Origin of the sequence: Pseudomonas sp. ES3-33 (assembly GCF_000952175.1) — a bacterium.
GTDB classification, from domain to species: Bacteria; Pseudomonadota; Gammaproteobacteria; order Pseudomonadales; family Pseudomonadaceae; genus Aquipseudomonas; species Aquipseudomonas gregormendelii.
This window is the reverse complement of sequence record NZ_JZRI01000036.1, coordinates 61,609-83,574: the sequence shown is the minus strand read 5'-3', so window position 1 is coordinate 83,574 and position 21,966 is coordinate 61,609. Positions and strand designations below refer to the sequence as shown.

11 protein-coding genes are annotated in these 21,966 nt (G+C 63.2%); 5 read left to right on the top strand and 6 right to left on the bottom strand.

Annotation, left to right across the window (positions count from 1 at the left end):
• Positions 1–10: 10 nt before the first annotated feature.
• The 5 genes from UB23_RS04515 to UB23_RS04495 all read right to left on the bottom strand — a co-directional run bounded on the left by UB23_RS04515 (position 11) and on the right by UB23_RS04495 (position 4,404).
• On the bottom strand, positions 11–238 hold the full coding sequence (locus UB23_RS04515; RefSeq protein WP_045058130.1) for an MbtH family protein: 228 nt from the start codon (positions 236–238) through the stop codon (positions 11–13).
• 80 nt (positions 239–318) lie between these two features.
• Positions 319–1,731 carry an aspartate aminotransferase family protein gene (locus UB23_RS04510; RefSeq protein ID WP_045058129.1) on the bottom strand — a complete coding sequence of 471 codons (1,413 nt, stop codon included), beginning with the start codon at positions 1,729–1,731 and terminating at the stop codon, positions 319–321.
• A 41-nt stretch (positions 1,732–1,772) separates the two neighbouring features.
• A complete protein-coding gene (locus tag UB23_RS04505) occupies positions 1,773–2,294 on the bottom strand; it encodes a GNAT family N-acetyltransferase (RefSeq protein WP_045058128.1) in 522 nt (173 codons plus the stop codon).
• Positions 2,295–2,401: 107 nt separating this feature from the next.
• On the bottom strand, positions 2,402–3,727 hold the full coding sequence (locus UB23_RS04500) for an ATP-binding protein (protein ID WP_045058127.1): 1,326 nt from the start codon (positions 3,725–3,727) through the stop codon (positions 2,402–2,404).
• Positions 3,724–4,404, bottom strand: a complete 681-nt coding sequence (locus tag UB23_RS04495; RefSeq protein WP_045058126.1) for a response regulator — start codon at positions 4,402–4,404, stop codon at positions 3,724–3,726. Before UB23_RS04495 ends, UB23_RS04500 begins: the two co-directional genes overlap by 4 nt.
• Before the next feature lie 151 nt (positions 4,405–4,555).
• Here UB23_RS04495 and dsbD point away from each other — a divergent pair, with 151 nt between their 5' ends.
• From dsbD to rimJ, 5 genes are all read left to right on the top strand, one after another.
• Positions 4,556–6,292: a protein-disulfide reductase DsbD gene (dsbD, locus tag UB23_RS04490; RefSeq protein ID WP_045058125.1), complete on the top strand. Its 1,737-nt coding sequence runs from the start codon at positions 4,556–4,558 to the stop codon at positions 6,290–6,292.
• On the top strand, positions 6,292–7,149 hold the full coding sequence (locus UB23_RS04485) for a TlpA disulfide reductase family protein (protein WP_045058124.1): 858 nt from the start codon (positions 6,292–6,294) through the stop codon (positions 7,147–7,149). The genes dsbD and UB23_RS04485 overlap by 1 nt, the downstream gene beginning before the upstream one ends.
• On the top strand, positions 7,125–7,895 hold the full coding sequence (gene dsbG, locus UB23_RS04480) for a thiol:disulfide interchange protein DsbG (RefSeq protein WP_045058123.1): 771 nt from the start codon (positions 7,125–7,127) through the stop codon (positions 7,893–7,895). The genes UB23_RS04485 and dsbG overlap by 25 nt, the downstream gene beginning before the upstream one ends.
• A gap of 147 nt (positions 7,896–8,042) precedes the next feature.
• Complete coding sequence (locus UB23_RS30485) at positions 8,043–8,168, top strand: hypothetical protein (RefSeq protein WP_269082872.1); 126 nt, start codon at positions 8,043–8,045, stop codon at positions 8,166–8,168.
• A 77-nt stretch (positions 8,169–8,245) separates the two neighbouring features.
• Complete coding sequence (gene rimJ, locus UB23_RS04475; protein ID WP_045058122.1) at positions 8,246–8,812, top strand: ribosomal protein S5-alanine N-acetyltransferase; 567 nt, start codon at positions 8,246–8,248, stop codon at positions 8,810–8,812.
• Positions 8,813–8,976: 164 nt separating this feature from the next.
• Here the strand turns inward: rimJ and UB23_RS04470 are convergent, their stop codons facing one another.
• The gene (locus UB23_RS04470) at positions 8,977–21,960 is read right to left on the bottom strand and encodes a non-ribosomal peptide synthetase (protein ID WP_045058121.1); all 12,984 of its coding nucleotides are present in this window, start codon (positions 21,958–21,960) and stop codon (positions 8,977–8,979) included.
• Positions 21,961–21,966: the final 6 nt, after the last annotated feature.

The following is a 21,966-nucleotide window of genomic DNA, read 5'->3' as shown; positions in this document are numbered from 1 at the left end:
ACAGGCAGGCTCAGTGCACCGCAGCCGCCTGCTCTTCCATCTTCTTGCGCAGGCTAAGTGGGCGCATATCCGTCCAGGTTTCCTCGATGTAGGCCAGACACTCCTTTTTCAGGCCGCTCTTGCCCACGGTGCGCCAGCCTTGCGGCACGGCCTTGTAGTCGGGCCAGATCGAATACTGCTCTTCGTGGTTGACCACGACTTGAAATAGGATGTCCTCGCGGTCGAATACAGATGTCATGGCGTTTCTCCATCGATGTAGGGTGGGCTGCACGCACGTGCATCCGGTCTGTAGAAGGTACGTTCGGGACGCGGAAAAATTTAGAGACTGGCGGTGGCAGCGGCCATGGCCCGACCAAAGATTTCGGCCACCTGATCGATTTCGCCGCAGGTAATCACCAGCGGTGGCAGGAAGCGCACCACGCCGCCATGCCGCCCGCCCAGCTCGAGGATCAAACCTCGCTTGAGGCACTCACGCTGCACCAGCGGAGCCAGGCGGGCAAAGATCGGCGGGTGACCTTGGGCATCCGGCACACCGGAAGGGTCGACCAGCTCTACGCCGAGCATCAGACCTCGACCGCGTATGTCACCCAACTGCGGAAAATCCCGCTGCAGGATGCGCAGGTGTTCGCCCAGGCGCTCGCCCATGGCGGTCGCATGCTCGCAGACCCTGTGCTCGGTCAGGTAGCGCATCACGGCGGAACCGGCGGCCATCGCCATCTGGTTACCGCGGAAGGTCCCGGCATGGGCTCCCGGAAGCCAGGTATCGAGCCAGTCCCGATAGACCACCACCGCCAACGGCAGGCTGCCGCCAATGGCCTTGGACATCACCACCACGTCCGGAATGATCCCGGCGTGTTCAAAGGCAAACATCTTGCCGGTGCGTCCAAACCCGCTCTGGATTTCGTCGACTATCAGCGCCACCCCGGCCTTTTCGGTAATACGGCGCAAGCCACGCAACCAGTCGAGGTCAGCCGGAATAACCCCGCCCTCGCCCTGCACCGCTTCGACTATCACCGCCGCAGGCAACTGCACGCCGGCTTCCGGGTCACTCAGCAGATTTTCCAGGTAGCTCAGGTTGACCTTGACCCCTTGTGCGCCGCCGAGCCCGAATGGGCAACGGTAGTCGTAGGGATAGGGCATGAATTGCACTCCGCTGCCGAGTAAGGCCGCCATGGGTTTTTTCGGCGCCAGGCTGCCCATCAGGCTGAGCGCGCCCTGACTCATGCCGTGGTAGCCGCCTTGAAATGACAACACAGTGCTGCGACCGGTGGCGGTGCGCACCAGCTTCAACGCCGCCTCCACGGCGTCGGTGCCGGTGGGTCCGCAGAACTGGATTTTCGCTTCGCCAGCCAACCCCTGTGGCAGCAGGGCGAACAGGTCCTGGACGAATTGATCTTTGACCGGAGTCGTCAGGTCAAGGGTGTGCAACGGCAATTCATCGGCCAGCACCTGCCGGATCGCCTCAATCACTACTGCGTGGTTGTGCCCCAACGCCAGCGTGCCTGCGCCGGCGAGGCAGTCGATGAAACGGCGGCCTTCAACGTCCTCGACATAGATACCCTTGGCCCGCTTGAGCGCCAGGGGGATGCGCCGTGGATAGCTGCGGGCGTTAGACTCCTGCCGGGTCTGTCGCGCCAGCAACGGCGACTCGTTGAACTGATAAAGCGTTTCGGCCGGCGCCGGAGCGACCCGCGCCGACTGATCTTGCACAAGGCTGGTAGCGACTGACATCTCTCGACCCCTCAAAAAGGTTTTCCTGTTGTGGAAACGCTTCAGGCGGCTGAGGATTTAGACCCTTGGTCAGCTTTTGCAGCAGGCAACAACAGCCCTTTGCGCATGGGAATGGCCTGCAGACCGGCAACCTTGAAGGTCGGGGCGCAGGGCTGGTATCCCAGATGCCGGTAGAACCCCTCGCCAGTGAGCGTACTGTTGAGTTGCACGTGGCACAGGCCATGACTGATCAACCAGCTTTCCAGGTCAGCCACCAGCGCCTGGCCCGCGCCGCGCCGAAACCATTCCGGTTGCACGTAGCAAAACGCCAACTTGCCGCTGATCGCAGCCATGGCGGCCCCCACTGGCTTGTCCTGTAGCAAGGCGATGTTGAGGTAAAACCGCGGGTCAGTCAGCCAGGCCATGACATGCCTGACGGTTTTGCTGTGGGTCCAGGTGGCAACGGTGTGTGGATCGTTGCGGTGATCAATGGCGCAGCCAACGCGGATCGAACGTTCGACTATCCGGCAGATGATGCCGGCATCGGCGGGGGTTGCCTTGCAGACATGCAGGGATGTTTCCATGGCGCCAGTACCTCAATCCATTGAGTCAAAGCCGGCGAGGACGATAGCGCTAAGGGGGCGGGATGCCTATCGGATAGACGTTACTTTTGATGTGTAACCACGCCTTCTCAGACCGGCTGCAACGGCATCGTCAGTTCAACCCGCAAGCCATCCGGCTTGCTGTCGAACTTCAGCGTGCAACCGCAGCGCTGGACAATTGCCTGGACAATCGCCAACCCCAGGCCACAGCCGGTGCTTTGGCCATTGCGCCAGAAGCGCTGGGTAAGATGTTGCAAATCATCCTCGGCGATACCAGGGCCATGATCGCGAACCACGAACTGCACGCGGTTTTCGACGGTTTCCACGCTCAAGTCCACCGGACCATCACCAGGGGTATGGCGCAGTGCGTTGTCCAGCAGGTTACGCAGTGCGGCAATCGACAGCACCGCCGGCATTTGCACCGGCGCCGCTGAAAGCCTTGCGGGCGCCTTGAAGCGGATGCGCTGGCGATCGCCACTGCCGGCGTCCTGGATCGCCAGCCTGGCCACCTGCTCGGCATTGCATTGCACACCGTCATCGAACGACAGACTGCCTTCGACCCGCGCCAGCAACAGCAATTGTTCGAGGGTGCGGTGCAGACGGTCAGCCCCCTCCTCCGCCCGGGCGAGGGACTGGTCCCGAGCGGCGCCCTCGGTCATGCGCGCGACCTGCAGGTGGGTCTTGATCGCCGTGAGCGGGCTACGCAATTCGTGGGCCGCGTCGCCAGTCAGGCGCCGCTCGCGCTCGATGGTCTTGCCGATCCGTTGCAGCAACTGATTCTGGGTGTCGAGCAACGGCTGCAATTCGCTGGGCAGCGGCTGGATCTGCAGCGGTTCCAGGGAGTCGGCGCTACGCCGCATCAGGGCATCACGCATGCGATTGAGCGGCGCCAGGCCCTGGCCGATCCCCAACCACAGCAGGCACAGGCAACCGAGCAACGCCACGCCGACCGGCACCGATGCCGCCAGCAGGATCGACATGTTCAAGGCTTCGCGCTCGATCTGCCGGTCGGCGGTGGTGATGCGCAGATCTCCCCGAACCAGGGTGAAACTGCGCCAGGGCGCACCATCGATCATCTGGTCATGAAAACCCAGTTGCTCGGCTTCCAGGGTCTGTTGCGGATCGGTGTGACTGCGAGCCAGGATCTCGCCGCGCAGTGAACTGACCTGGCAGGCCATGCCGCCCGGGATGTTCAGTTGCTCGGCACTGAAATGGGTGCCCTCGCCCTTGCTCGGAAGCGCCGGCAGTTGCTCCATCAGCCCGGCGACCATGCGCGCCGACGCCACCAGGCGCTGGTCGAGGGAAAACATCATCTGGTTGCGCAGGTCGCTGAGCATCCAGGCGGCCGCCAGCGCCCAGATCAGCGCGAACGCGGCGCCCAGGGTCAGGCTCAGGCGCAGGCGCAGGCTCATCACTTCGAACGATCTCCACTGCCTGCCGGCCCCAGCCGATAACCCAGGCCGCGTACGGTCTCGACGATGCCGTTACCGAGTTTGCGCCGCAGGTGATGGATGTGCACGTTCAGGGCGTTGCTTTCCAGCTCATCGTTGAACCCATAGACACTGTCTTTGAGCTGTTCCGTGGACAGGACCCGGCCACGGTTGTGCAACAGCGCCTGCAACAGCGATTGCTCACGCCGTGACAAGTCGACCGGCTGGCCGCCCAGGGTGGTTTCGCGGCTACTCGGATCGTAGGTCAGCGCGCCATGCTCAATCAGGTTGACGCTGCGCCCCGCCACTCGCCGCAACAAGGTGTGCAGGCGCGCGGCCAGCTCACGCAGGTCGAACGGTTTGAGCAGGTAATCGTCGGCGCCCGCTTGCAGCCCATCGACCCGGTCCGTGACCGAATCCCGGGCGGTGAGGATCAGCACCGGAATCTCCAGGCCACTGTGACGCAACTGCTGCAACAGCTTCAGGCCGTCCTCATCGGGCAGGCCAAGGTCGAGCACCATGACGTCGAACTCGGCAACCTTGAGCATCGCCCGGGCAGCCGATGCGGTAGCCACGTGCTCCACGGTCAGGCCCTGGGCGGTGAGGCCGGCGACTATGCCGCTGGCGATCAGCTCATCGTCTTCGCAAACCAGTACGTGCATAGTGAGTACCTGAAAAGAAACCAATTAGGCCTGTAGCCGATTAAGCCGACATTATGCCGCAAGCGCCGTTGCGACAAGGCCGTGGCGGTTAATCATCGGTTAATCGCCGTCTCTCATCCTGCCCCCACTTGCACAGGGATAAGGCTTACCCATGCGTCGAATTTTACTGCTTTTCGTTCTCCTGATATCGGGCATGGCCCAGGCCGCCAACGATCCATTCGCGACCAAACCGGACTTCCTTCCTGTAGGCAAGGCGTTCATCTTCACTTCCGAGCGCCTGGAGTCCGGTGAAACCCAACTTTTTTGGCAGATCGCCGATGGCTACTATCTGTACCAGCAGCGTCTGAAGTTCGACGGTTTGCCGCCAGAGCACAAGCCAGCGATGCCCCCTGGGGAATCTCACAGCGATGAATTTTTCGGTGAGCAGCAGGTGTACCGCCAGGGCCTTGAGCTGAAAATACCGGCCGGTGCCACCGGCCAGGTGAAAGTAGGATTCCAGGGGTGTGCCGATGCCGGCCTGTGTTATCCGCCGCAAACCCAGGTCGTCGACCTGGGGGGGACAGTCGTTGCCCCTGCCGCCGCCGAAGCGCCGGACCAGGCCCTGGCCAGCGGCCTGCAACAACGGGCGCTGGGCTGGAGCCTGCTGGTGTTCTTTGGCCTGGGCCTGCTGCTGGCATTCACCCCTTGCACCCTGCCGATGTTGCCAATACTTGCAGGGCTGGTCGTCGGCAGCGGCGCCAGCCCTCGACGCGGCTTCGCCCTCGCCGGCAGTTATGTGGTGTGCATGGCTTTGGTCTATGCCGCGATGGGCGTATTGGCAGCGATGCTTGGCGCCAATCTGCAGGCCTTGCTGCAGAACCCCTGGCTGCTGGGCACCTTCGCCGCCGTGTTTGTATTGCTGGCGTTGCCGATGTTCGGTTTTTTTGAATTGCAACTGCCCGTGGCCATTCGTGACCGCCTGGAAAATGTATCGCGCAACCAGCGTGGCGGCAGCCTGATCGGCGCTGGCGTGCTGGGTGCGGTGTCGGGGCTGCTGGTGGGACCTTGCATGACCGCGCCCCTGGCCGGCGCCCTGCTCTATATCGCGCAGAGCGGCAACGCCTTGCATGGCGGGCTGATCCTGTTCGCCATGGGCATCGGCATGGGGATCCCGCTGCTGTTGCTGGTGACGGTTGGCAATCGCTTCCTGCCCAAGCCAGGCGCCTGGATGAACCTGCTCAAAGGCGTGTTTGGCTTCCTGTTCCTCGCCACTGCCCTGCTGATGCTGCGCCCGGTGCTGGATGAATCACTGTGGGTGGGGCTGTGTGGAGCATTACTGTTGATCGCGGCCTACAGCGCCTGGAAGCAATCGGAAGGTTTCGGCCGGGTTGCCCAGCTGTTCGGCGCAAGTTCCTTGCTGATGGGGGTGTGGGGAAGCCTGCTGCTGATCGGTGCCGCCGGCGGCAGTGATGACCTGTTCAAGCCATTACAGGTCTACAGCACGGCAAATTCGACCAGCATCGCCCGCCCGGTTGGCCACGAGGCCTTCACCACCATCAAGGACCCGGCTGCGCTGCAACGGGAACTGGATGCGGCCAAGGCTCAAGGTCAATGGGTGTTGCTCGACTATTACGCCGACTGGTGCGTGGCCTGCAAAATCATGGAAAAACGCGTGTTCGGCCAGCCGCAGGTGCTCACGGCACTCAGTGACGTGCGTTTGCTACGTCTGGACGTAACCGCCGATAACGCCGCCAGTCGCGAACTTCTCGGTCGATACAAGGTGCCAGGGCCACCGAGCCTGCTGTGGATCGGCACCGACGGCGAGGAGCGACGTAGCCAGCGCATTACCGGCGAAGTTGATGCCGCCACATTCCTGCAACGCTGGAACCTCACCCGAGAGGCCCGTTAATGCTGACGCTCACCCTCGGCACGTTTGCCATTGCGCTCAATCACCTGCTGCTGATCGGTGCCCTGGCGCTGGCGACCTTTGTGGGTTGGCGAGCGGCCAGGCGCGGTGGCGAAAACCCCGAGTCGGTGCTGTTCAGCCTGTTCCTGATCGGCATGCTGGCGGCGCGGATCGGTTTCGTGGCGCTCTACTGGAAGCATTATCGTAACGATCTCTGGCAAGTCATCGACCTGCGTGACGGCGGCTTCCTCGCCTGGCCGGGGGTGATCGCGCTGTTGCTCGTTGCCCTCTACCGGGGCTGGCGCCGCCCGGGACTGCGTCGCCCCCTGGGGTTTGGCGTGGGTAGCGGCCTGGCGTTCTGGCTGCTCGCTACTTTTTCCCTCTCCATCTACGAACAAGGCACGCGCCTGCCGGAAATCACCCTGCGCAATGCGGCCGGGGAAACCGTGCGACTGGAGGATTACAAAGGGGGTCCGCTGGTGATCAATCTCTGGGCCACCTGGTGCCCGCCCTGTCGCCGGGAAATGCCGGTGCTGGAAAATGCCCAGCAACAGCGTCCGGACCTGACTTTCCTGTTCGTCAATCAGGCCGAAAGCATGCAAAGCGTAAGTACTTACCTGGAAACCCAGGGCCTGAGCCTGTCCAACGTATTGTTCGATGGCAGTGGCCGCCTGGGTCAGGCGGTGGGCTCCATGGCCTTGCCGACTACGCTGTTCTACAGCAATGAGGGCCGCCTGTTGGGCAGCCATCTGGGCGAACTGTCGGAAGCCAGCCTGGCCCGCGCCCTGGAAAACTTCGACAGCCCTGGTTCCGCCACTTCTTCAAGGAAACTGCCATGCCCCGCCTCCGCCACCTGCTGACGTTGACCCTGGGCACTGCCCTGCTGCACCTCCCATTCGCGCAGGCTGCCGAAGAGTTGCCTGAAGCGATCAAGAAAATAGAAGCCAAGGGCGCAAAAATCGTCGGCCAGTTCGACGCACCGGACGGCCTGCGCGGTTACGCCGCGCAGTACCAGAACCGTGGCATGGCCCTGTACCTGACCCCGGATGGCAAACACGTGCTGCTGGGCAACCTGTATGACGCCGACGGCAATGACCTCAGCACCGCCCCCCTGCAAAAGCTGGTTTACGCGCCGATGTCCAAGGAAGTCTGGGGCAAGATGGAAGCGAGCAACTGGATTGCCGACGGCAACAAGGACGCACCGCGCGTGGTGTACCTGTTCAGCGACCCGAATTGCCCTTACTGCAACATGTTCTGGGAACAGGCGCGGCCTTGGGTGAAAGCCGGCAAAGTGCAACTGCGCCATATCATGGTCGGCATCATTCGCGAGGACAGCCCGGGCAAATCCGCAGCGCTGCTGGCCGCCAAGGACCCGCAAAAGGCCCTGGCAGACCACGAAAAAGCCGGCAAGGCCAGCTCGCTCAAGGCCTTGAAGGATGTTCCACCGGCGATCCAGGCCAAGCTCGCGGCGAACATGCAGTTGATGGAAGAGCTGGAATTGTCGGCCACCCCGGCGATTTTCTACATGGACGACAAGGGTGAGTTGCAACAGCAGCAGGGCGCGCCGTCGCCGGATAAGCTGGTGAAGATTTTGGGGCCGAAGTAAGAGTCCGTTGGCCGCGGACTCAATGAGTTCGCCCATTTACTACTTCCGTCACGGGGTCACATCTCCTACTGGGTAATGCGGCCAAATACACACTGCCGGGGGTGTCATGTCACTCCATCGATCGGGGCCACGGCCGATGTGCTGGAGATGAGTACTTACGATGACAGCATCGGCATCTGCGCCCAGGCCCTGCCGTTTATCTTCGAGCCGTTTGCACAAGACGTGCATGCCAACGGCTTCAACGGCGATGGCCAGGGCAGCCCTTTATCGTGACATTGCCGCTGGTGATTTGAGTTTTTCCGCTGGTCACGTAATGCTTGCGTGACGATCCATGCCAACCGGAGCGCTTTATGCCGCTGTTGTCCCTGCCCTGTAAACGCCTGACGCTGGCGGTACTCGATCCTGAACAGGCGGCGCTGGAAAGCGACTTCTACCGGCGCAACCAGAGGCATCTGGCCCGCTGGTCACCGATTCGCCCCACTGACTACTACAGCGCCGAACGCATCCGACCACGCCTTGAGGTGCAAGCCAGCGCTTTCGCCGCCGGCCTGGCGGTGCATTTTGCACTGCTGGATACGGACGACGGCCAGATGATCGGCGCGTGCAACTTCAGCGGCATCACTCGCGGCGCGTTCCAGGCGTGTTATCTCGGCTACCACATCGACGAAGCCCACCAAGGCCAGGGTTTGATGCAGGAAGCACTGGAAGCGGGCATCCGCTACATGTTCGAAGAACAGCAACTGCACCGGATCATGGCTAATTACATCCCTGGCAATGAACGCAGTGCGCGGCTGCTGGAACGTCTGGGATTTGAACGCGAGGGCTACGCCAAGGCCTACCTGAGTATCGCTGGACGCTGGCAGGATCATGTGTTGACGGCGTTGATCAACCCGGCGCCCAGCGCAGTGTTCCGCTAAGCACTCATGGGATGATTGCGCAACGATCGTCTGCGCTGCATCTGGCCTCAGGCAACTTTTGGCCATCCACTGACAGTCCCTCGCCCAGTGATAACCGGTTTCCAGGTTGGCTCCGTCGCCGTAACAGGTAGCTTTGCTCCCGCAATCCCAAGTATTCCAAGCAGTCACATCCCCTCAAGCTCCGCCATCAGATCGGTCAACCGATCCACCTTCTCTTCGGTGATATCGCTCGCCGCCAGCCCATCGATGTATTCGGCCAAGTCCTCAACCGTGCTGCACTCGAACATCGCCCGCAGCGGCACCTCGCGCTGCAGCGCTGTCTGCACCCGCGAAGCAATCTGCGTGGCCAGCAGCGAATGCCCGCCCAACTCGAAGAAATTATCGCGCACACCCACCCTGTCGACTTTCAACACCTGCGCCCAGATGTCCGCCAGCTTCAGCTCAAGCTCAGTGCGCGGCGCCTGGTAGTCCTGGCTCTGCAACTGACCTATCTCCAGTGCTGGCAACGCTTTGCGATCCAGTTTGCCGTTGGCATTGAGCGGCATGTGCTCCAGCCACAGCCAGTGCAGCGGCACCATGTACTCCGGTAGCTCGGTGCGCAGACGCTGCTTTATGCGCTCCAGGCGTTCGCCGGGATTGAGCACCGAATCCGCCGCTACCAGATAACCCACCAGGTGCTTGCCATTGGCGCCCTCCTGCACGCCCACCGCAGCGTCCCGCACTTCTGGTTGTTCGTGCAGGCGCGCCTCGATCTCACCCAACTCAATGCGATAGCCGCGAATTTTCACCTGATGATCGATTCGCCCGACGTACTCCAGCACCCCATCGCTGCGGCGGCGGGCCAGGTCGCCGGTGCGGTACAGACGATCCCCCGGCGCGCCAAACGGGTTGGGCACAAATGCCTGGGCAGTGCGCAACGGATCGCTCACATACCCGCGGCCAACCCCTGTGCCGGCGACACACAATTCACCTACGGCACCCAAGGGCACCAGTTCCAGCGCGCCATCGAGCAGGTACAGGCGATTGTTGTCGGTTGGCATGCCGATCGGCAGATAACTGCTGCGGGTCGAGGCCAGGTCGACTCGATAAAACGCCACGTCATCCGAACATTCCGCCGGGCCATACGCGTTCACCAGGCCGACTTGCGGGTAACGCAGCAGCCATAGGTGGGCCAGTTCAGGTGGCATGGCTTCACCGGTCGGCAGCATCCAGCGCAGGCCATCGAGGCTCATGTGTGCTTGAACGAGCATGCCCTGGATCAGCGACGGCACGCTTTCCAGCACGGTGACGCCTTGGGCGACCACGTGTGCCAGCAATCCCTGCGGATCATGGGCGATGGCGTTCGGCACGATGTCCACACGTGCACCGAACAGCGGTGCCGCGAGGAACTGCCAGACGGATATATCGAAGCTTTGCGAAGCGGTCTGCGCGATCACATCGGCCTCGCCCAGGTTCAGGTACGGCACCTTGCTCAACTGATTGTTGAGCATGCCGCGCTGTTCGACCATCACGCCCTTGGGCAGACCTGTGGAACCGGAGGTGTAAATCACGTAAGCGAGGTTATCCGGTCCACTGTAGATCCCGGGATTGGCGACCGATGCAGCGCTCGCCTGCACCTCTTCCCAGACCAGCAGCTTGGGCCGATGCGCACAGCTGAATGAATCCAGCAGCGAAACGGCCTGCTCCCGGCAAGCCTGGGTGCACACCAGCAACGGCGTGCGGCTGCGATCGAGGATACGGCTCAAGCGTTGGCTCGGCAGGCCCGGATCCAGCGGCAGATACCCCGCACCCGCCTTGAAGCTGCCGATGATCATGCCCAGCAACGCAAAGTCGCGTTCGGCCAGCAGGGCCACCGGTTGATCCAGCCCCACCCCGGCCGCCAGCAGTGCATGACCGAGCCGGTTGCTGCACACGTTCAGTTCGGCATACGTGTGCCGCTGATCGAGACAGCTGGCCGCCACTCGCTGCGGATGCCGGGCCACCTGCGCTTCGAACAGCGCCACGTAGCTCTGCTCCAGCGGATACTCATGGGCGCTCTGGTTGCAACCGTAGAGCAGGAAATCCCGTTCCTCGGTGCCCAGCAGCGGTAGATCCGCCATGTCACCATGGAAACCCTGTACCAGTGCCAGCAACAGGCGCTTGAACTCGGCGAGCATGCGCTCGACCGTGGTTTCATCGAAGAATCGCTGGTCGTACGACAGATGCAAGCCCAGGTCGTCCCCCGGATAACACACCGCCGTCAGGGGGAAATTGGTGTGAGTACGACCCGAATCCGAGGTGGCATTCAGGCTCTGCGCGCGGTCCAGAACCGAGACCTCGACCGGCGCATTCTCGAACACGAACAGGCTGTCGAACAGCGGCTGGCCCTTGGGCAGCTCACTGTGTTCCTGGATGTTCACCAGCGGCAGGTACTCGTATTCACGCAGCTGCATATTGCTGTCGAGCAACTCGCCAAGCCATTGGCGAACGCTGCATCGCTGATCGTCCCCGGGCATCTTCACCCGCAGCGCGATGCTGTTGATGAACAGCCCCACCGTGCGTTGCATTGCCGGCATCTGCACCGGACGCCCGGCCACCGTGACACCAAACAACACATCGCGATCACCACTGAGGCGCCGCAGGACCAAGGCCCAGGCCGCCTGGGCGAAGGTATTGACGGTCAACTGATGGGCCTGGGCCAGTTCACGAAGTTGCGCGCCGTCCCGGGCCTCCAAGCGGGTGTAGCAGTCGCCGACGACCATGCCGCCGCTGTCGCCGGCATGCTCGCGCAGCAAGGGCCGATCGCTTGGAATCGGCGTTGTCCGTTCAAAACCCTGCAGATTGTCTTTCCACCACTGCCGGGCTTCGGCAAGGTTCTGCCGCTGCAGCCAGGCGATGTAATCACGATAACGCGGCGGTAGCGTTAATTGCGCTTCGCGCCCCTCGCCCAAGGCGGTGTAGATCTCAAAGAAATCGTTCATCAATAGCGAACGGCACCAGGCATCGATAAGAATGTGGTGGTTGCTCATCATGAACCAGTAGCGCGCCGCGCCGACACGGATCAGGCGCAGGTGAAACGGGGCCTGGTGGAGCAGGTCGAAGCCGGTTTCACGTTCGCTTTTGAGCAGCGCCTGCAACCTGGGTTCCTGCTCGGCCTGGGCAACAGCCGACCAATCGAGGTACTCGATCGGCGTGCTGCCCGGCTTGTGGATAACCTGCAGCATGTCCTCGCCAACGTTCCAGCAGAACGATGCCCGCAGGGCCTCGTGCCGGGCGATCACCGCATGCCAGGCATCGGCAAAACGCTGCGGGTCCAGTTCACTGTTGATGCGGTAACGGTCTTGCATGTAGTACAGGCCGGTGCCCGGTTCCAACAAGGTGTGCAGCAGCATGCCTTCCTGCATCGGCGTCAGCGCAAAGACATCTTCAATGAGCGCGGCAGGTACTGGCAGCGCATCGAGCTGGGGCTGGGTGAGTTTCGCCAGCGGGAAGTCCGACGGCGTCAGGCCTCCCGCGCCATCGCCCAGGCAATGCTCGATCAGACTCTGCAATTCTTCGAGGTAGGCGTGCGCCAGCTCGGCGATGGCCTGCGGGTCGTGACGCTCTGTACTGAAGGTCCAGCGCATCACCAGCTCACCGCCATAGACCTGGCTGTCGACGCTCAGCTCGTTGGGCAGCGGCGCCTCCGGATCGTGTGCCGCGCCGACCGGTTCGTCCAGCGGACGGAACAAGGCGTCGTCAGCAAAACTCTGGTCGAACTGGCCCAGATAATTAAAGGTGATCTGCGCCGCCGGCAAGGCCGACATGGCGTGGCGGCAGACGTCGTCGGCCAGGTAACGCAGTACCCCATACCCAAGGCCCTTGTGCGGTACGGCGCGCAGTTGCTCCTTGATTGCCTTGATCGTGTGCTCATGCTCAAGTCCTGGCGTCAGGCGCAGTACGAATGCGCTGGTGAACCAGCCAACCGTGCGGGTCAGGTCGATGTCGTCAAACAGGTTCTCGCGGCCGTGGCCTTCAAGTTGAATCAGCGCCGACTCGTGCCCGCTCCAGCGGCACAGAACCCGGGACAAGGCACTCAGCAGCAGGTCGTTAACCTGCGTGCGATAGGCACTCGGCGCCTGTTGCAGCAACTGGCGGGTGCGCTCGCCGTCGAGGCGTACGCTGATGGTCTCGGCGTGGCGATGCTGGCGTCCACCCTCAGGGCGGGCGCACGGCAGCGCAACATCCGGCCCGGCCAATTGTGCCTGCCACCAACCCAATTCCTCACGCAGCGAATCACTGCCTGCGTAGGCCTGCAGGCGAGCCGCCCAGTCGCGCAAGGCGCCGCTTTTCGCCGGTAACTCGACGGATTTTCCCGCGAGCAATCGACGATAAACCGTCTGCACATCGTCCAACAGTACTCGCCAGGACACGCCATCCACCACCAGGTGGTGAATGGCGATGAACAGGCGTTGCTGACCCTGCGGACCATCCACCAGCAGCGCCCGCAACAACGGCCCCTGCTTGAGGTCCAGACTTCTCTGGGCGTCGGCGAACAGCGCGGTGCACTGTTCCATGGATTTGACCCGCACCTGCCACAGCACGGGGGTGTCGCTATCGATCCGATGTTCGGCGCGCCAGGCGCCAGCCACTGCGGTGAAGCGCAGCCGTAATGCATCGTGTTGCTCGATCACCGCCAGCAGTGCCTGCTCCAGGCAATGGGGTTCGAGCAGCATGGTCGGCTCCAGCAACAAGGCCTGGTTCCAGTGTTGAGGCTCAGGAATTTGACAGTCGAAAAACCAGTGCTGGATCGGCGTCATTGGCGATTCACCGGTGAGCAGGCCTTGTTCGGCCACCACCTGTTCCGTACGCGTGGCGATGGCGGCGAGCGCCTGCACGCTCTGGTGCTGGAACAGGTCCCGTGGGCTGAAATGAATGCCCTGCTGACGGGCGCGGCTGACCACCTGGATAGACAGGATCGAGTCGCCACCCAGTTCGAAAAAGTTGTCGTTGAGACCCACTTGCGTGACGTTCAACACCTCGCACCAGAGGCTGGCCAGGGTCAGTTCAAGCTCGCTGCCGGGTGCCACGTAATGCTGACGATTGAGCGCCGGGTCCGGTGCCGGAAGCGCACGACGATCGAGCTTGCCGTTGGCCGTCAGCGGCCAGTGTGCCAACAGGATCAGGTGCATGGGCACCATATAGTCCGGAAGCTGGGCATTGAGGTGAGCCTTGAGGGATTCGCGCAGGCTGCTCTGTTGCGCGTCATCCTGCTCGGCGACCGCCGTCAGCAGGTAGCCCACCAGCTGCTTGCCACTTGACGCATCAAGCGCCAGCACCACCGCTTCACGCACCGACTCATGCTCCAGCAGGCGATTTTCGATCTCGCCAAGCTCGATACGGAAACCGCGAATCTTCACCTGATGATCGATGCGGCCGAGGTACTCCACCAGCCCATCGCCGCGCTGGCGCACCCGATCTCCAGTGCGGTACAGGCGTGTGCCATCGGCGGCAAAGGGGTCGGCCACAAAGCGTTCGGCGGTCATGCCCGGACGCTGGTGGTAACCCTGGGCCAGGCCGGCACCGCCGATGAACAACTCGCCCGTCGCGCCCTGGGGCACCAACGCCAGGTCGGCGTCGAGGATGTACCCAACCCGGGCGCCGATCACGCTGCCGATCGGTACGCTGGCCATGCCCTCTTCCAGCTGTTCCGGGGCCAGGCTGGCCAGTGGCATGACCACGGTTTCAGTCGGGCCGTAAGCATTGAAGAACAGGCTCGGCTTGAACGCCGCGCGAATTCGTTGCAGATGTTCGCCGGTCAAGGCTTCGCCGCCGGTGATGCACATACGCACTGGCAGGGTTTCATTGCGGGTGGCCAGCCACTGCGCCAACTGGCTGCCATAGCTTGGCGTGAAGCCAAGGATATTGATGTGGTGCCGACGGATCAGCTCGCAGATCTCCTGCGCATCCCACTGACCTTGCGCCCGCAAGACGACCTGGGCGCCGCTCAACAAAGGCACCAGCAATCGCTCGGTGGCGGCGTCGAAATTGATCGAATAGAAGTGCAGTTCGCAATCATCGGCGCGCATGCCGAAGCGCTCGATCACCGCGCGGCAATGCATGGCGATTTCGCCGTGGGACACTACCACGCCCTTGGGTTTTCCGGTGGAACCCGAGGTGTAGATCAGGTAGGCCTGATGCTGGGGCAAACTGCTGCGAGGCAACTCGGCCGCCGGGTAATCGGCCAGGGCGGCGCTGTCATCTTCAAGGCACCAGCGCGAAACGCCAGTCGGCAACTCGCCCAGGGCCGTGAACATGGCCGAATTGCTGAGGAGCAAGCCGATGCCACTGTCCTTGATCATGTAGTGCAATCGGTCCAGCGGGTATTCCGGGTCCAGCGGCACGTACGCGCCGCCGGCTTTGAGTATCGCCAGCAGACCGACCACCATCTCCAGCGAGCGCTCCAGCGCCAGGCCAACCCGCACCTGCGGCCCGACTCCACGCTCACGCAGCATCCAGGCCAGGCGATTGGCCCGGGCGTCGAGTTCGGCATAGCTCAGGGTTTGCCCGGCGAAGGTCAACGCCGGTGCATCGTTGCGCAGCAGCGCCTGTTCACTGAACAGGTGATGCACGCACTGGTCCAGACGATGCTCGCCCGGCTCCACGCCGAGGCTGCCGAGCAGGTTTTTCTGCTCGTCGGCGGCCAACAGCGGCAACTCGCTCAGGCGCTGTTGCGGATCGGCCAGCAACGCCTCCAGCAGGTTGCGCCAATGCCCGGCCATGCGCGCAATACGCGGCTCATCGAACAGATCGGTGCTGTAGGTCAGGCAGCAACCCAGGCGATGGTCAAGGTCGGTGACTTCCAGGTTGAGGTCGAACTTGGTTGCACGAGCATCGTTGGCCAGGTACTCGACGGTCATCCCCGCCAGGGTGCGTTTTTGCTGGAATTCCCAGCGCTGCACATTGCACATCACCTGGAACAGCGGGTTATAGGCGGCGCTGCGCGGCGGCTGCAAGGCTTCCACCAGATGATCGAACGGCAGATCCTGATGGGACTGGCCTTCGATGACGGTGTGGCGCACCTGATCGAACAACTCGCCGACGGACATCTGCCCATTGAGCTGGCATCGCAGTACCTGGGTATTAAGGAACGCCCCGATCAGCCCCTCGCTTTCCGGACGGATGCGGTTGGCCACCGGCGCGCCGATGCGCAGGTCGGTCTGGCCGCTGTAGCGATAGAGCAATACGGCCAGTGCAGCGGTCATGGTCATGAACAGGGTCAGGCCATGTTGCGCATTGAAGGTTCGCACCCGCGCGGCCAACTCGTCGGGCAGGTCAAAACGGTACAGCTCGCCCCGGTGGCTTTGCACCGGTGGCCGCGCTCGGTCGGCGGGCAGCTCCAGCAACGGATGTTCCCGGCCCAGCTGCGCGGTCCAGTAATCGAGTTGACGCTGGCGCTCGCCGGACTCCAGCCACTGGCGCTGCCAACCGCTGTAGTCGAGGTATTGCACCGGCAGCGGCACCAGGGGAGATTCGCGGCCATCAACCAGCGCTTCGTACAGTGCGCTGAGCTCCCGGGCAAAGATGTCCATGGCCCAGCCTTCGGTGACGATGTGGTGCAAGGTCAGCACCAGGTAGTACTCCTGCAAGGCGGTCCTGACCAGGCAGGCGCGCAGCAGTGGACCTGTTTCCAGATCGAAGGGTTTATGGGCCTCGGCGTCAGCCAGAAGCTGGACCTGGCGCTCGCGGTCAGCGTCTGCCAGCGCGCTGAAATCCTGCAATTCCAGGAGCACGCTGCTGTGCGGGTGAACCTGCTGTCGAGCCACACCGTCGACACTCGGGAAGGTGGTGCGCAGGGTTTCGTGGCGCAGGATCAGCGCTTGCAGCGCAGCGTCGAAGCGCTCGACATCCAGCTCGCCGCGCAGTCGCGCCATGCCACCGACGTTGTAGGCAGGGCTGTCGGGCTCCATCTGCCAGAGAAACCACATGCGCTGCTGGGAATATGACAGCGGCACCGGCTGGCTGCGGTCAACCTGCTCGATGGGCGGCTGCCGATTGATGTTGCCGCTGATTTGGAGCAAACGTACCTGTTCGGCGAACGCACCGAGTTCACTGTTCTCGAACAGGGCCCGCAGCGGCAGTTCGACGTCACACGCCTGGCGGGTCCTGGAGATGATTTGCGTGGCCAGCAAAGAGTGGCCGCCAAGGGCGAAGAAGTCATCGCGCAGGCCGATCTGCCCATGGCCCAATACCTGGCGCCAGATGCCGGCGAGCTGCTGTTGCAGCGCCGTCACCGGCTCGACATGCTCGCACACCTGCCACAGCGGCTCCGGCAAGGCCCGGCGGTCGAGCTTGCCGCTGGGACTCAGGGGCATCGCCTCCAGGCGCATCAGTTGCGCCGGCACCATGTACTCGGGCAGCTCGGCCACCAGGGCAGCGAGCAGCCGGGTGTTATGCCCGTCATGTGGCTCAGCGTCAGGCGTAGCGGTGTAGTAACCGATCAGCTGTGCACCAGCGACCGTGTCGCGCACCAGCACCGCAGCCTGGGCGACGCCGTCCTGAGCCAGCAGGCGCGCCTCGATCTCCTGCGGTTCTACGCGGAACCCACGTAATTTGACCTGCTGATCGAGCCGCCCGAGGTATTCAATCACCCCGTCTGCGGTCCACCGCGCGCGGTCTCCGGTTCGGTACAGGCGCGCCCCTGGCTCGCCCAGAGGGTCGACGACAAATCGTTCGGCGGTCAGCGCCGCACGTCCCAGGTAACCCCGCGCCAGGCCGAGACCGCTGATGCACAGCTCGCCCGGCACGCCGGCCGGGAGCGCATTCAATTCGCTGTCCAGTATCCGGCACAGCACGTTCCCCAGCGGGCGGCCGATTGGCGAGCGCTCGCCGTCGGCGCGGGTGCAATGCCAGTGGGTGACGTTGATCGCGGTTTCGGTCGGACCATACCGATTGTGTAACTGCACGGCGGGCAACTGCGCCAGGACGCGGTCGCGCAGCTCGGGGGCCAGGGCTTCACCGCCGCTGAACACTTGACGCAGGCTGGTGCACTCGGCGCTCAGCGGCTCGTCAATGAACAACGAAAGCAACGGCGGCACAAAGTGCAAGGTGGTGACGCCGAACTGTTGCACCAGCCTCGCGATACGGTGGGGATCGCGGTGCTCGCCAGGCCCGGCAATCAGCAAGCGCGCACCGGTCACCAGCGGCCAGAAGCATTCCCACACCGATACGTCGAAACTGATCGGGGCCTTTTGCATCAGCACGTCAGTCTGGTCCAGGCGGTAAGTGTCCTGCATCCACTGCAGCCGTTCGGCCAGGGCCGCATGAGTATTGCCCACGCCCTTGGGCTGGCCGGTGGAGCCCGAGGTGTAGATCACATACGCCAGGTTGTCGCCTTGCAGGTGCAGGCCCGGTGCGTGGCTCGGCCAGCTTTCCAGGTGCAGGGTGTCCATCGCGATGACGCTGACGCCTTCGGTGGCCGGCAAGCGGTCGAGCATTCCGGTCTGGGTCAGCAGCAACCCGACCGCGCTGTCGGCGAGCATGTAGGCCAGGCGCTCGGCAGGGTAATCGGGGTCCAGCGGCACGTAGGCACCACCGGCCTTGATGATCGCCAACAGGCCGATCAGCAACTGCGGCGAACGCTCGGCGGCAATCGCTACGCGCACGTCAGGACCGACGCCTTTATCGCGCAGATAATGGGCCAGGCGGTTGGCCTGGGTGTGCAGCTGGGCAAAATCGAGGCTGCCGCTTTCCCAGATCAGCGCCGTACGTTCGGGGGTCAGGCGCGCCTGGTCGTTGAGCTGGTCAGGCAGCCATTGAGTGGCCGGCGCGCGGGGGGCACCGCTCCACTGCGCCAGTTGTGCCTGCTCGCTTGAGGTCAGCAGGGGCAGGTCGCCGATGGCGGTAGCAGGCTGCTCGCAAACCGCGCGAAGCAGGTTGCAATAATGCTCGGCCAGGCGCTCGAGGGTGCTGGCGTCAAACAGCTCGCTGGCGTAGTCGAAGGACAGGCTCAGGCGCCCCTTCTGGTCCTCTTCACTGTGCAATTGCAGGTCGAACTTGGCTTCGCGGCTGTGCCACGGCAGCTCTTCGGCCAACAGACCCGGCAGCCGCCGCAGTGCACTCAGGTCGCGCTGCTGGTGGTTGAACATGACCTGGAACAGCCCTTGTTCGCGCGCCTGGGGACAGGCTTGCAGCAGCTGCTCGAACGGCAGGTCCTGATGGGCTTGCGCACCCAGCGCGGCGTCGCGGGTCTGCGCCAGCAGCTCGACGAAAGGCTGCCGCGAATCCACCTCGGCACGCATGACCTGGGTGTTGATGAAGAAGCCGATCAGGCCCTGGGTTTCCAGGCGCGGACGGTTGGCGTTGGGCACCCCGATACGGATCTCGCGCTGGCCGCTGTAGCGATGCAACAAGCTCTGGAAGGCCGCGAGCAGCAGCATGTACGAAGTCGATTGATGCGCCAGGGCGGTCTGGCGAATGGCATTGCTCAGGGCCCTATCGAGCTTCACGCCATGGCGTGCCGCGCGGCGCAGGTGCTGCGCCGAGCGCGGATGGTCGGTCGCCAGGTTCAACGTCGGATGTTCATCGCCCAAGTGCGCTTTCCAGTAGGCCAGCTGCCGCTCACCCTCCCCTTGCCCCAGCCATTGGCGCTGCCAGCTGGCGTAGTCGGCGTAATGGGTCTCCAGGGCACCCAGCGCGGCGGTCTGCCCCTGGGACGCGGCGGCGTAAATCCGCGAAAACTCGTCGATCAGTACGTTCAGCGACCAGCCGTCAGCGATGATGTGGTGCATCGTCACCAGCAGTTGATGGTCTTGCTCATCGAGGCGTACCAGGGTCACCCACCACAACGGGCCCTTCTCCAGATCGAACTGGGTCCGCGCTTCGTCCTCACGAATCTGCCAGGCACAGGCTTCACGCTCGGTCACCGGCAGGTGACTGATATCGATCACTTGCAGATTGAATTCGGCGGCGGCATCCACCTGCTGCAACGCCACCCCGTCATGCTCGAAAAAGCGCGTACGCAAGGCCTCATGACGCTCGATCAATTGCTGGAAACTGATGCGCAATGCGTTCTCATCCAGCTCGCCACGCAGGCGCAGGGCACCGGGAATGTTGTAAGCGCTGCTATGCGGGTCAAGCTGCCAGGTGATCCACAACCGGTTCTGCGCCAGGGACTGTGGCAGCGCTTCGCGGCGTGGCAGGGCAGCTATTGTGCCTTGGGCCAGGCCACCCTCCTGCTGTTGCTGCAGGACTGCTGCGGTGAAAGCGCCCAGGGTTGGCGCCTCGAACAGCAGGCGCAGGTTCAACTCCAGGCCGAGCGCCTCGCGCAGTTGGGCGATCACTTGGGTGACGGCGATGGAGTTGCCGCCCAGCAGGAAGAAGTGATCGTCGGCGCCGAGCTGCTCGACCTGCAATTGTTCGGCCCAGATTTTCCCGATCAGGCCTTGCAGTTCAGACTCTGCTTCGCCCGTCGCCTCGTTGGCCGGGGTCGCTGACGGGAACTGTGCATAGCTGTCCAGGCTGCCCTCGGCCAGGCAAATGCGACAGGCCGAGCGTTGCAGTTTGCCGCTGGAGGTCTTCGGCAGCGCACCCGGATTGAGCAACACCACAACACCCGGGGCCTCCTGATACGCTTCGGCTACTGCTTGACGGATGGCCTTGATCAGCGCCTCGGGCGCAAGGATTTTCTGCACGCTGCGGCTGATTTCGGCGGCGATGCCGATGCCTTCGACACCGTCCACTGATACGGCAAATGCTGCGACGCGCCCCTTGCGCACCACCTCGACTTCGCGCTCGATGGTTTGCTCGATATCTTGCGGGTACAGGTTGTGGCCGCGCACGATCAGCAGGTCTTTCAGGCGACCGGTGATGAACAGTTCACCGCCACGCAGGAATCCCAGGTCGCCGGTTCGCAGCCAGGTGCGGCCGTGGTGCTGGACGAACGTCTCGGCACTGGCCTGGGGATTGCGCCAATAGCCGTGGGCGATGCTCGGCCCCGTGGCCCAGACTTCCCCCACGCAATTGTCGCCCAGTTCGGTCCGTGCCAACGGATCGACCACTCGCAGCCCATGGCCCGGCTGGCTGATGCCGCAACTCATGATCGCGTTGCCTGCACCCGCCTCGGCACGATTGGCGGCCAATGCCAGGTCGTCGACTCGCAGGCTGCCAATGCCTTGGCCTCGCGGACTGCCGGCAACGAACAATGTGGCCTCCGCCAGTCCGTAGGACGCCATGAAGGCATCCGGTATAAAACCGCACGTGGCGAAGTTCCCGGCGAAGCGTTCCAGGGTGTCGAGGCGAATCGGTTCGGAGCCGGAATACGCCACCCGCCAGCCACTGAGGTCGAGCTGCGCCAGGGCCGACTCGCTGACCCGCTCGCTGCACAGCCGGTAAGCAAAATCCGGCCCGCCGCTGATGGTACCGCCGTACTCGCTGATCGCTTCGAGCCAACGCAACGGGCGCGCAAGGAAGTAAGCCGGCGACATCAATACACAGGGCACGCCACTGAAGATCGGCTGCAGCAGGCCACCGATCAGTCCCATGTCGTGGTACAGCGGCAGCCAGCTGACGATCACGTCATCTGGGTTCAGATCGATGCCAAAGCCTTGGCGGATCAGCGCCTCGTTTGCCACCAGATTGCCGTGGCTGACCTGCACACCTTTAGGCATCGCCGTGGAGCCGGAGGTGTACTGCAGGAAAGCGATATGCTCGTCCTGCACCGAGGGCTCAATCCATTGCCCGGCGAGCATGCGGTCGAGTGTGTCGACGCACAGCAGCGGCGGCGCTCCTTCGATTTGCCCCAGGGCGTCGCGCAGGCCGGCGCTGGTCAGCAGCAGGCGTGGCTCGGCATCGCTGATGATCGACAGCAGGCGTTCCTGATGATGACGCCGGCTTGATTCCGGCGGATAGGCCGGCACCGCGATCACGCCCGCATACAGGCAGCCAAAAAAAGCCGCCACATAATCCGGGCCGCTGGGAAACAGCAGCACCGCGCGATCACCCCATTGCGTTTCCTGCTGCAATGCCCCAGCGATGGTCCGCGCCCGCTCATCAAGCTCGCGATAGCTGAGCACCAGCGCTTCATCCCGGGATTCGGCAAGAAACCTCAAGGCCACCCGATCCGGCGTCAGGGCCGCGCGGCGCTGGAGGGCTTGGACCAGATTGCTTGGAAGTTCGAACGCGTCGGTCATGGGGGT

Coding starts and splice junctions, on each gene's coding strand:
- UB23_RS04515 (WP_045058130.1), bottom strand. CDS start 238: ATGACATCTGTATTCGACCGCGAGGACATCCTATTTCAAGTCGTGGTC.
- dsbG (WP_045058123.1), top strand. CDS start 7,125: ATGCCCCGCCTCCGCCACCTGCTGACGTTGACCCTGGGCACTGCCCTG.
- UB23_RS30485 (WP_269082872.1), top strand. CDS start 8,043: ATGAGTACTTACGATGACAGCATCGGCATCTGCGCCCAGGCCCTGCCG.
- UB23_RS04495 (WP_045058126.1), bottom strand. CDS start 4,404: ATGCACGTACTGGTTTGCGAAGACGATGAGCTGATCGCCAGCGGCATA.
- UB23_RS04470 (WP_045058121.1), bottom strand. CDS start 21,960: ATGACCGACGCGTTCGAACTTCCAAGCAATCTGGTCCAAGCCCTCCAG.
- UB23_RS04505 (WP_045058128.1), bottom strand. CDS start 2,294: ATGGAAACATCCCTGCATGTCTGCAAGGCAACCCCCGCCGATGCCGGC.
- UB23_RS04510 (WP_045058129.1), bottom strand. CDS start 1,731: ATGTCAGTCGCTACCAGCCTTGTGCAAGATCAGTCGGCGCGGGTCGCT.
- dsbD (WP_045058125.1), top strand. CDS start 4,556: ATGCGTCGAATTTTACTGCTTTTCGTTCTCCTGATATCGGGCATGGCC.
- rimJ (WP_045058122.1), top strand. CDS start 8,246: ATGCCGCTGTTGTCCCTGCCCTGTAAACGCCTGACGCTGGCGGTACTC.
- UB23_RS04485 (WP_045058124.1), top strand. CDS start 6,292: ATGCTGACGCTCACCCTCGGCACGTTTGCCATTGCGCTCAATCACCTG.